General features: G+C 44.8%; 10 protein-coding genes, 1 tRNA gene and 1 pseudogene. 4 read left to right on the top strand and 8 right to left on the bottom strand.

Going from position 1 to position 11,339, the window contains the following annotated elements:
- Positions 1 to 48 precede the first annotated feature (48 nt).
- The 5 genes and pseudogenes from Q0198_RS09475 to gpmI all read right to left on the bottom strand — a co-directional run.
- A pseudogene (locus Q0198_RS09475) lies at positions 49 to 336 on the bottom strand (acetyl-CoA carboxylase carboxyl transferase subunit alpha); the annotation flags it as partial.
- Positions 336 to 1,553 carry a beta-ketoacyl-ACP synthase II gene (locus Q0198_RS09470; protein ID WP_297897420.1) on the bottom strand — a complete coding sequence of 406 codons (1,218 nt, stop codon included), beginning with the start codon at positions 1,551 to 1,553 and terminating at the stop codon, positions 336 to 338. The gene Q0198_RS09470 and the pseudogene Q0198_RS09475, both read right to left, overlap by 1 nt.
- Positions 1,554 to 1,571: 18 nt before the next feature.
- The gene (gene acpP / locus Q0198_RS09465; RefSeq protein ID WP_005873350.1) at positions 1,572 to 1,808 is read right to left on the bottom strand and encodes an acyl carrier protein; all 237 of its coding nucleotides are present in this window, start codon (positions 1,806 to 1,808) and stop codon (positions 1,572 to 1,574) included.
- 68 nt (positions 1,809 to 1,876) lie between these two features.
- Positions 1,877 to 2,620, bottom strand: coding sequence for a 3-oxoacyl-ACP reductase FabG (fabG, locus tag Q0198_RS09460; RefSeq protein ID WP_297897418.1), 744 nt, complete (start codon positions 2,618 to 2,620; stop codon positions 1,877 to 1,879).
- Positions 2,621 to 2,722: 102 nt separating this feature from the next.
- Positions 2,723 to 4,189, bottom strand: coding sequence for a 2,3-bisphosphoglycerate-independent phosphoglycerate mutase (gene gpmI / locus Q0198_RS09455; protein ID WP_297897416.1), 1,467 nt, complete (start codon positions 4,187 to 4,189; stop codon positions 2,723 to 2,725).
- 198 nt (positions 4,190 to 4,387) lie between these two features.
- Between gpmI and mraY the strand changes: the two genes are divergently transcribed.
- From mraY to Q0198_RS09435, 4 genes are all read left to right on the top strand, one after another.
- Positions 4,388 to 5,452: a phospho-N-acetylmuramoyl-pentapeptide-transferase gene (mraY, locus tag Q0198_RS09450; RefSeq protein WP_297897413.1), complete on the top strand. Its 1,065-nt coding sequence runs from the start codon at positions 4,388 to 4,390 to the stop codon at positions 5,450 to 5,452.
- Between the two features lie 113 nt (positions 5,453 to 5,565).
- Complete coding sequence (murD, locus tag Q0198_RS09445) at positions 5,566 to 7,044, top strand: UDP-N-acetylmuramoyl-L-alanine--D-glutamate ligase (protein WP_297897410.1); 1,479 nt, start codon at positions 5,566 to 5,568, stop codon at positions 7,042 to 7,044.
- A 514-nt stretch (positions 7,045 to 7,558) separates the two neighbouring features.
- A tRNA-Phe gene (locus tag Q0198_RS09440) sits at positions 7,559 to 7,634 on the top strand.
- A gap of 117 nt (positions 7,635 to 7,751) precedes the next feature.
- The gene (locus Q0198_RS09435; protein ID WP_297897407.1) at positions 7,752 to 8,681 is read left to right on the top strand and encodes a sugar transferase; all 930 of its coding nucleotides are present in this window, start codon (positions 7,752 to 7,754) and stop codon (positions 8,679 to 8,681) included.
- A 3-nt stretch (positions 8,682 to 8,684) separates the two neighbouring features.
- Here Q0198_RS09435 and Q0198_RS09430 read toward each other — a convergent pair whose 3' ends face one another.
- From Q0198_RS09430 to Q0198_RS09420, 3 genes are all read right to left on the bottom strand, one after another.
- Positions 8,685 to 9,818, bottom strand: coding sequence for a glycosyltransferase family 4 protein (locus tag Q0198_RS09430; RefSeq protein WP_297897404.1), 1,134 nt, complete (start codon positions 9,816 to 9,818; stop codon positions 8,685 to 8,687).
- Complete coding sequence (locus Q0198_RS09425) at positions 9,815 to 10,879, bottom strand: EpsG family protein (protein WP_297897402.1); 1,065 nt, start codon at positions 10,877 to 10,879, stop codon at positions 9,815 to 9,817. The genes Q0198_RS09430 and Q0198_RS09425 overlap by 4 nt, the downstream gene beginning before the upstream one ends.
- 15 nt (positions 10,880 to 10,894) lie before the next feature.
- Positions 10,895 to 11,339 (bottom strand): hypothetical protein (locus Q0198_RS09420; protein WP_297897399.1); only part of this gene is annotated, 445 nt, incomplete at its 5' end.

Genomic DNA, 11,339 nt, shown 5'->3' with positions numbered 1-11,339 from the left:
TCATTCAACAAAAATAAGGAACGTGATTTGGCGATTATAGCTCTTAATGCCCAGATAACACACAATCGACGGATCATCTCTAAAGGCGCGGTCGCCGTGAAGCTCCCTGGCATCCTGCAAAAGCGCGCGAATATAATCGATCGCGTAAGGGCGATCCGGATGGCGCGCAAGCTGAAGTCTTTGGTATTCGTTTAAATTTTTATAAACTTTGGAAATTTCTTTTTCGAGGTTCTTATTTAAAATTTCGACCGCGTCCTCATCGCCGCGAATTTTAGCCGCGGTGATGTCCTCGTCGATCTGCTTTATAGACTTTTCGAAGTCCAGATAGCTAGCCATTAATCTACTCTTTTGAAAATAAGCGATGCGTTCGTGCCGCCAAATCCAAAGTTATTGCTCATAACGCAATCGAGTTTGGCTTTTCTAGCGACGTTTGGCACGTAATCCAAATCGCAATCGGGATCTTTTGAAATTTGATTTATCGTAGGCGGTATGATGCCGTTTTGCATCGCTAAAAGACTGATCGCAGCCTCTACCGCTCCTGCAGCGCCCAGGCAGTGTCCTAGCTGACCCTTGGTGGAGCTGACCGCAGGCACCTTGCCCTCGCCGAAAAGCTCTTTTAACGCCGTGGTTTCGTTTTTATCGTTTATCGCAGTGGACGTTCCGTGGGCGTTGATATAATCAATCTTCGGGCATCCCGCCATCTCGTAGGCCTTTTTCATAGCGCGGATAGGACCGTCTAGGCTAGGCGAAGTGATATGATAAGCATCGCCGCTAGCGCCGAATCCTACGAGCTCGCCGTAAATTTTAGCGCCGCGCGCTTTTGCGTCCCCTAGCTCTTCTAAAACTAAAGCCGCCGCGCCTTCGCCCATAACAAAGCCGTTTCGCTCCGCATCAAACGGACGTGAAGCGTGTGCAGGATCGTCATTTCTAGCGCAAAGCGCCTTCATCGCGGCAAATCCGCCGATACCTACGGGACAAACCGCAGCCTCGGCACCCACTGCGAGCATCTTTTTCGCTTCGCCAATCATGATAACTCTCGCAGCGTCCATAATCGCATGCGCAGAAGCCGCACAAGCCGTAACACTGGATAAATTCGGACCTTTTAATTTATAATATATAGAAACAAAGCCGCCGAGCATATTTACTAATGCAGAAGGGATAAAAAACGGAGAAATTCGCCTAGGGCCGCGCTGCAAGCAGGTATTGGCATTTATCTCAATATTCGGTAAACCGCCGATACCGCTAGCCGAGCTAACGCCGAATTCGTCGCTATCGAAACCGCTAAATTTAGCGTCATCCATAGCTTCACCCGCGGCTTTAAGTCCCAGCTGGATAAATCTATCCATCTTTTTTATCTCTTTTCCATCCTCGATTATGCTCGAAGGATCGAAACCTTTTACTTCAGCTGCAATTTGAACCGGAAATTCGCTAGCGTCAAAGAGCGAAATTTTATCAACCCCGGTTTTTCCGTTACAGATATTTTCAAAACTGCTCTGTTTGTCAAGCCCGAGAGAGGTTATCATCCCGATGCCCGTTACTACGACTCGTTTCAAAACCGCTTCCTTAAAATTTTATTTTTTAGGCAAATTTTCTATATAATCTACTACGTCTTTAATGCTTACTAATTTTTCGGACTCGCTATCTGGGATCTCGATACCAAATTTCTCCTCTAAAGCCATTACTAGCTCAACTACGTCAAGAGAGTCCGCGCCCAAATCCTCGATAATTTTAGAGTCAAGTTTAACCTGATCCGGGCTTACGCTTAGTTGCTCTACAACTACGTCTCTTACATCTTCAAATACTGCCATTTTAGCACTCCTTTAAAAAAATACCGCGTAATTCTATAATATTTAACCTTAAATTCCGCTATTTAACGCTACATATAGAGCCCGCCGTTGATTTTAAGCGTCTCTCCAGTAATGTAGCCCGCGCCGTCGCTGAGTAAAAACGCAACTCCTTCGGCGACGTCGCTCGTGCTTCCGAGGCGCTTAAGCGGGATGCTCGCTTCGTAGCTTGCTTTTGCGTCGTCGCTTAACGCGTCCGTCATATCGGTGGCGATGAAGCCAGGAGTTATGCAATTAAAGCGGATTCCGCGCGCGGCGCCCTCCTTTGCGAAACTCTTACTCATCGCGATCATTCCGCCCTTGCTCGCGCTGTAATTGACCTGCCCGGCGTTTCCCATTTCGCCGACGATCGAGGCGATGTTTACGACCGCGCCGAAGCGCTTTTTACTCATTAGCTTTAAAGCTTCACGGCAGCCGATGAAGGCGCTGCTTAAATTTGCTTCGATCACGCCCATGAAGTCTTCCAACTTCATCCTAAGCGCGAGCTTGTCGTTTGTGATGCCCGCGTTATTTACGAGATAGCTTAGCTCGCCGTCACTTTGCGCGATCAGGGCAATCGCCTCGCTAAATTCCGCCTCATTCGTCGCGTCAAATTTTATCACCGCACCCTCTCCGCAGTTTGCGCGGATCTCCTCTAGCAGCGCGTCGGCTATCTCGGGCTTTGAGCGATAATTGATCCACACCTTAAGTCCGTAGCCGGCTAAAGTCCTTGCGATCTGTGCGCCGATACCGCGGCTTGCGCCCGTGATTAAAACGTTTTTCCCGCTAAATTTCATACTTATCCTTTTTGTTAAAATTTTAATCTCTAGCGTAAATTTATCCAAATTTACCTAAATTTTAGCAGTTTAAATCTACTCGCGACCCGCGCCGTTTAAATTTCAAAATAGCGCCTCGTCCATCTCCGTGGGCTTTGGCAGCCCCATTAGTTTTAGTACAGTCGCTGCGACGTTGCTAAGCCCGAGCCCGCTTTTTAGTTCAGACGCGCCGCGTCCCAGCACGAAACAAAATACGTCGAAGGTCGTGTGATTGGTCAAAATTTCGCCGTCCGCGTCTCGCATCGCCTCGCAGTTGCCGTGATCGCTGATCTGGACATAGGCGTAATCGTGCGCCTTCGCCGCGCTTAAAATTCTACCGATGCATTCATCCACCGCCTCTACCGCCTTTACCGCGGCATCGTAATTGCCCGTGTGGCCGACCATATCGCCGTTTGCGAAATTTACGACGATGAAATCAATCCCCGCTTCGATACCGCGGATCACCGCGTCGCACACCGCAGGCGCGCTCATCTGCGGCTGCTCGTCGTAGGTTTTTACTTTGGGGCTTGGGATCAACACGCGAGTTTCGTTAGGCAGCGGCTCCTCGACGCCGCCGTTAAAGAAAAACGTCACGTGAGCGTATTTTTCGGTCTCGGCGGTATGAAGCTGCGTAAGACCGGCTTCCGCGATCACTTCGCAAAGCGTGTTTTTAAGCACAGGCTTCTCGAAAAGCAGAGGAAATTTAAAGCTTGCGTCGTACTCGCTCATCGTGATTAAATTTTTCACGATGAATTTTCGCTTGAATTCGCTAAAGCTCTCATCGCCCAAAGCCGCGCAAAGCTCTCTAGCGCGATCGTTTCTAAAATTTATAAAAATCACTCCGTCATCCGCGCCGATACCGCTAAAGCCGCTAAAGCTCGCAGGCTCGATAAACTCGTCGCTCACGCCGCGCTCGTAGCTTTGCAGCATGTACTCGCTAGGCGAAATTTCAAGCGGCGCCGCTTCGCCCATAAGCACGTCGTAAGCGCGTTTTACGCGGTCAAAGCGCTTGTCGCGATCCATCGCGTAAAAGCGCCCGCAAACGCTGCCGACTTTAAATTTAGCCTGTAGGTGCTTTAAAAATTCCGCCCCGCTGCTCGGCGAAACGTCGCGCCCGTCGGTGATGGCGTGCGCCCAGGTCTCGCAACCCGCATTCTGCGCTATCTCGCAGATCGCGTCGAAATGGCGCAGGTGCGAATGCACGCCGCCGTCGCTGTAAAGCCCTATGACGTGCACCCTGCGGCACTTTGAAAGCAGGCTTTGCAGCGCTTCGTTTTTCTCAAGCGAGCCCTCATCGATCGCGCGATCGATTTTGACTAGGTTTTGATACAAAATTCTCCCGCTTCCGATCGTCATATGCCCTACTTCGCTATTTCCCATCTGCCCTTGCGGCAAGCCCACGGCAAGCCCGGAGGTGCGCAGCAGCGTATTTGGAACGTTTTTAAAAAGATAATCATAGGCGGGCTTTTTAGCATTTGCGAACGCGTTAAATTTATCGCTCGCGTTAAAGCCGATGCCGTCGGTGATAAGTAAAATCGTCTTTTGCCCCATTTTGGCTCCTAAATTTCGTCTAAATTTCGCCGCACAGGCCTTTTGAAGCAGGTCTGCGGCGCTGTTTTTACGAGCGGCATTATACTTTCTTTTGGCAAATGCGGCAAAATTTCATCCGCCCTAAAAGCTAAATTTTACCTCTTTTATACTAAAATGCGCGTTTTCATATAAAATTTCATAAAATTTAAAAGGCAAACTTTGTTTTATTATCTCTATCATCTTACGAATATAAATTTTTTCCAATACATCACCGCGCGCGCAGGGCTTGCGTTTTTTATCGCTTTTTGTTTTTCGGTCTGGGCTATGCCGCGGTTTATCCGCTGGGCGCAAGCTAGACACGCCGCGCAGCCCATCTACGAGCTTGCGCCGCAAAACCATCAGAAAAAGAGCAAAACCCCCACGATGGGCGGGCTCGTTTTCGTTACCGCCGCGGTGCTTGCTAGCCTGCTGTGCGCCAAGCTAAACAACGTCTTCGTGCTCTGCGGGCTGCTTTGTTTAGTAGGCTTCGGCTACATAGGCTTTAAGGACGATATCTCTAAAATTTTAGGCCGCCAAAACCACGCAGGTCTTAGCGCGCGAGCTAAATTCGCGCTACAAAACGTCCTGGCGCTTTTGATCGGAGGGACGCTTTATGCTTTTAGCGATCTGGGCGGGGAATTTTTCGTGCCGTTTTTCAAATACCCTCTACTAAATTTATGGATCTTCGCGCCGCTGTTTTGGACGATCGTGATAAGCGCGAGCTCAAACGCAGTAAATTTAACCGATGGGCTAGACGGGCTAGCGACCATTCCGTCGGTGTTTTCGCTCTGCAGCTTGGGCGTATTTGCCTATCTGTGCGGGCACGCGATCTACTCGCAATATCTCTTGCTACCGCGCGTCGCGGGCGCAGGCGAGGTCTGCATCATCGTCTCGGCGCTCATCGGCGCGCTGCTTGGGTTTTTATGGTTTAACTGCTACCCCGCCGAAGTCTTTATGGGCGATAGCGGCAGCCTCAGCGTGGGCGCATTTTTAGGATACTGCGCGGTCATCACGAAGAATGAAATTTTGCTCATAATGATCGGCTTTGTCTTCGTCATCGAGACACTCAGCGTGATCTTACAGGTGAGCAGCTTTAAAATTTTTAAACGCAGAATTTTTCTGATGGCACCGATACATCACCATTTCGAGCTTAAAGGCTGGGTCGAAAATAAAATCATCATCCGCTTTTGGATCATCGCGCTGATCGCAAATATCATAGCGCTGACATCGCTGAAACTGAGATAAAATGCGAGCGCGGATCAAATGTGGCTTTTTGAAAGATACGAGAGAAGCGGCGAAATTACCAAGCTTAGCGCCGATGAGATAGCTCAAATTTTATGGGGCAAAAAGGGAAAAAAATGAAAAAATCGCTATTTGGCTACGGGCTTACGACCAGAGCGATCGCCGAGCACTGCCAAAAAGACGGCTCCTGGGACATCTACGACGATAAATTTGAAATTTCTTCGGGCGCGCCGAAGCTGGACGAGTTCGGTAACGCGCTTTTAAACCCGAGCGAGTTCGATCCCGCCGCAAGCGAGCTTGAAATCCCAAGTCCAGGCTTTCCGCCGCATCACGAGCTGGTGCGAAAGGCACGAAATTTAATCAGCGAATACGATTATTTTGACGATTACAAAGGCCTCAAAATTTGGATCAGCGGCACGAACGGCAAGACTACGACGACGAAGATGATGCAGCACCTGCTTGAGCGATACGGCTCGCAAATGGGCGGCAACGTGGGCGTTCCGCTTGCAAAGCTTGATAAAAGTGCCAAAATTTGGGTGCTGGAGACGAGCTCGTTTACGCTGCACTACACCAAGCGCGCGCGTCCCGACATCTACGTGCTGCTTGCGATCACGCCCGATCATCTCAGCTGGCACGGCGATTTCGCGGAGTATGAGCGCGCCAAACTCTCGCCGCTGCTAGCGATGCGCGAAGGCTCCGTGGCGCTAATCCCGCGCGCCTACGAAAGCTCTGCCGCCGCGCAAAACAGCCTAGCCCGCGTGATCTGTTACGAAGACGAAGCGGATCTGGCGCAAAAATTCGGCATCGATCTGGGCGAAATAAAATTCCGCACCCCCTTTTTGATAGACGCGCTTTTGGCGCTGTGCGTGGAGAAAATTTTATTCGACAGATGCGACGCCATGCGACTGAATGACTTCGTGATCGAGGGCAATAAGCTAGAGGAGTTTACCGACGTGCGCGGCAGGGTCTGGGTCAATGACACGAAGGCCACCAACATCGATGCGTGCGCGCAGGCGCTGAAGCGCTACGCGGGGCGCAAAATACATCTGATCCTCGGCGGCGACGATAAAGGCGTGGATCTGCACCCGCTTTTTGCGGAGTTTAAAAAATACGATCTGCAAATTTACGCGATCGGCTCAAATACCGATAAAATCGTGCTTTTATGCGACGAGTACAGACTTCCTTGCGTGCGCTGCGAAATTTTACAAACGGCGGTGAGCGAAATTTCGAAGCGGTATCGAGGCGCAGGCTTTGAACAAAGCGGCGCAAGCGAATTGAAAGTACAAAATTTAGGCGCGGATGACGGATGCAACGGCGGCAAGGCGAAAGAAAACGCAAAGATCGGCGAGGACACGCTGCAAAAAGGCGGCGGCTCATCTGCCGCAAGCAACGACGCCTCTTCGCCGAAACGCCGCGCAAATGACGGTGAAACTCAGAATTCGCAGAATTCTAAAAATTTCGAAAATTTTAAAAATTCCATACATTCTGCGAGCGAAATAGCGCTGTTAAGCCCTGCATGTGCCAGTTTGGATCAATTTAAAAGCTACGCTGAACGCGGCGAGCTATTTAAAAAACAAGTCGCACAACTCGGATAGATAAGCATATCAAGTTTAGATGGATCAGGTCGAGCCTTTATTAATACAATTTGCAATCGTATTTTAAAATTTCAATGCTTCTTCTGCGCGGATATATCTAAGTAAGTCTAGCTGAAGCATGCCTCGCGATGTCACACTACTGGCTTTGACGCAATGTTTATAAAGATGCTTCGCCAAGTCCAAATTAAAGCCAATTTTCGACGCTAAATTTAACCAATCGCGGCTATCGACCATTATGCGCGCAAATTTGTCTACTTTGCATAGCCTAGAACCAAGCGTATAATTTGCAAAGTCGGCTAAATAGTAAATTTATATCACTTTGCTTTTAGATTGATAGCCCTTTTTGATTATTGTAAATTACTGCGCAAGCAATATTTTTATCACTAAAATTTAGAAAATTCCAACTGAGTAAATTTGGCTGTTTTGGAGCGCAACGTACAAAAATCTAGCGAAAATCAAGGATTTTAACCGAGATTTAAGTATTGCATGGATAAAATTACTTTTCTTTTTCGGTGGTTGGATAGCTCAGTCGGTAGAGCAGCAGACTGAAAATCTGCGTGTCGGCAGTTCGATTCTGCCTCTAACCACCACTTAATCTATCTTCAATAAACCCGCATCTTAGATAAAAAGCAATCTCGAATTAAATATCTTTTAACACAACAATGCTAAAATAATGAAATTTTACGAAAGGCAAAAGCGGTAAAAGCATGCTGATTCTTGGCGAAAAATATAAATTTACCAATATAGAATTAAAAAAGCTTAATAAAAAATTCGACAAAGTCGACATCGTAAAATACACAGCTCGCCCCTTCGTAGAGGTTCGGCTACAGATCGAAGGTCTACTTAAAAATCACAATTATAAATTTCTGATCATAAATACCAAAGAATTTATCGATCCTAAAATGATAAAATTCCTCACGCTTTTGCAGTTTCGCTTCAATCACAAGCGGCTCAAAATTCTAACTATCGAAAAATTTTTAGAAAAATTCTTTCATAAATGTTATATTCCCGACGACGATAGGGATTTGGAATTTTTAAGCAACATTAGGCCGTATAACGACTTCGAGTACGCTACGAAGCGCGTCATAGACTACATAGGCGGAGCGATCTTGTATGTAATATTTTTTGCGATCAAATTTCACGTAAAAAAGAAAATAGACGAGCAGTCGCCGGGGAAATTATACTTCATACAAAATCGCGTAGGATTAAATTTGAAAAATTTCAGATGTTATAAATTTCGAACCATGCACGAGCATTGCGTTCATAATCCATACACAAAAAAAAACGATAGCAGGGTGTTCGAGTTCGGCAAATTTATGAGAAAGACTAGGATAGACGAGCTGCCGCAATGCATCAACGTACTGCGTGGAGATATGCACCTAATCGGGCCTCGGGCGGAATGGGACATTTTGGTTAGAAACTACGAAAAAGCGATCCCTTATTACAACGAACGCCATCTGGTCCGCCCTGGTATCACCGGCTGGGCGCAGGTTAATTACCCCTATGGAGAAAACATCGATGATGCCAAGCAAAAGCTAATGTATGATCTCTATTACATCAAATACTGGTCGCTGTGGCTAGAGATCAAGACGATCTTTGCGACGATCAACGTTATGATCAGAAAAAAGGGTTTATAAAATTTAATCTCCCAAAACCATCTTTAAAAGCCTGTAGTTTGCTTTATGAACATCAAATTTTTCCTCCGCGATCCTTCTGCTCTCTAGTCCCATTTTATCGATCGCTCCTGGATTATGTATAAAATACTCCATCTTCTGCACCAGGGCTTCATATTCGCAGGGCGGCACCAAAAAGCCGTTCAGTCCGTCCGTGACCGTCTCTTTGCAGCCCACGCTATCGGTCGTGATCACCGCCCTGCCTATCGCCATCGCCTCCTGCGTGCTTCTAGGAACGCCTTCTCTGTAATACGACGGCAGTACGAACACGCTAGAGCCTGCGATCCACTCATCCACATTGTCCACGAAGCCCGGATATATCACGATATCGTCGTTTAGATACATATCTAGGTGTCGTTTTTTCAGACCGAAAGGATTTGTCTCGTCAAAGGAGCCCAAAATATAAAATTTCACCTCTTTGTGCTTTTTCTTTATGATCTTTGCAGCCCGTAGATACTCAAACTCCCCCTTCTCCGCCAAAAGTCTAGCTACAAATATAAAACTCACGGGCTTTGCGGGCGCTTGGGAGTATTTAAATTTAGCCAGATCGACCCCGATGCCGCCTAAAATTTCAACGCTTTTTACGCCGATTTTATATCTACCAACAAGGTCTTTTTTATCGTCGCTATTTAGCAAAATGAGTTTATCGAGCAGAGGAAGGCTAAACTTATAAAGTAAAATTTGAATAAATTTTATAAATTTAGCTTTCGCGGAAGATCCATTTTTATGCAAAGTAAAGGCCCCGCCTAGCCCCTCAAGCATACCGACGATACGCGGTACTCTCGCTAATCTTGCCGCTATGGTGCCAAAAATCACGGGCTTGACAAAAAAGCTAAATACTATATCTGGCTTATGTTTTTTAATGAGCTTTATCAAATCATATACCGCAAGAGCGTCACCAAGCGGATTTAATCCTTTAGAATTTAGCTTGTAATCCAAAGCCGTCGCGCCGAGCTCTTTGATCCTGCTGCGAGAGACATCGTCGTAATCATCCGCTAGGCAATAAATTTTAAAATTTTGCCCGATAAGCTTTGTGATAAATTCTTTTCTGAAATTTATCATCATAGAAGCAGCGCCACCAATAATAAAAATTTTTTTCAAAACGAGACTCTGTTATTAAATAATAGATATTTCATCACGGTGATAAAAAAAGCTATTAGGATAAAATACCCCAAGTAGAAGGTTTTTTTTGTGTTTAAATTTTTAAATAAAACGTAGGGGATAAAAAATTCAAAAACGCTAAATAGCAGATAAACTCTGCCTAAAATAGGGATGCCGTAAAATAAAATCCGCAGCAGCGCCGCAAAATACGCGAGATTGTATAAAAATATACTCTTTTTATCCGTCTCTTTTTTGTAAAACAGCACAGACAGCATATTCGTAAAAAGGATAAAATAGATGCCCAAATAGCTAAAAATGCTTTCGCTATACGGTTTCATATGATAAGAGACCAGATAGTCCATGTAGATATTGGCAGGGACGTGATTGTAGATAAAATCCGCAGTTATTTGAATAATACCTATCCTATTAAATACAAAAAATAGCATAAATGCAAAAATCATCAGGGCGGCTTTATAGTGCTTTTTAAATAAATCAAATATCAAAAATAGAGGTATTATAATGATAATAGTCGGATGAAAAAGCGCCCCTATGGCGGTAAGCATAAAAGATTTTAAAATTTTACGCTCATAGTATAAAATAAAAACTATCGGTATAAGGGTCGTAGCGATAACCGATCTAAGGGCATTGAATGACATGGCAAAAAACGACAATGTAAATAGAATATATGTAATAATTTGAAGCTTGTCGTCAAAATAATAAAATTTTTTATAAGTTTTGACCATATAATTCAAAGCAATAGTTTGTATTAAAGACCAAATGACAAAAAGTAATCCATAATTAATAGTTAAAGGGTTTAAATATTTTATCAAAAGATACATAATTATCCCTTTGTACAGGGAATATAATCTTTCTGTTTCTAAAAATAAAAATTTATACATTATATAATCGGTCCCGTAATTATCCTGAAACGCTACTAAAATAAAGAATATAGATAAAAAAGCGTAATATAGCAACGGTCGGATTTCTCTGTGTCTTATAGAAAAACCATATGCTAAAGCAGCGAAAAAATAAAATATAAAAATTGCGTATAAAGTGTACATATTTTAACTCATTGTCTATTTAGAGGTATTTTTCCTAACCCAAAGAGCTATCTCTCTAAATTTTAGATAGGCTTTTAATCCTAATAAATTATATATAATAACCCCGATCCTATCCTGCGTCTTAGAATTTTTATCTTTCAGCGCAATCATGGAATTATTTTTTATGATTTTATCCATTTTTATTAGAGTATCCCTGCTTAAATCGTCTAAATTATCCTTAAATTTATAAAAGGTCATGAATGCGTCTCTGAGCTTTCTGATCTCTATGGATTTTACGATATCTTTATCATCGCGGAAATATTTTTTTAGCTCGTCTAGGATATTAAATATAATTAAATCTTTAATATCGCCTTTGCTCGTCATGATAGAGTTATCTCTTATAAAATAAAAATAATCCTTCAGATTGCAAAAGGCTATCCTATCCGCCTTTGAGGCTATAATAGGCATGGTCGCAAGGTCT

The organism is uncultured Campylobacter sp. (assembly GCF_938045205.1).
In the GTDB taxonomy this organism is placed as follows: Bacteria; Campylobacterota; Campylobacteria; order Campylobacterales; family Campylobacteraceae; genus Campylobacter_B.
The sequence above is the reverse complement of the archived record's forward strand: the minus strand, read 5'-3'. Positions and strand labels throughout refer to the sequence as shown.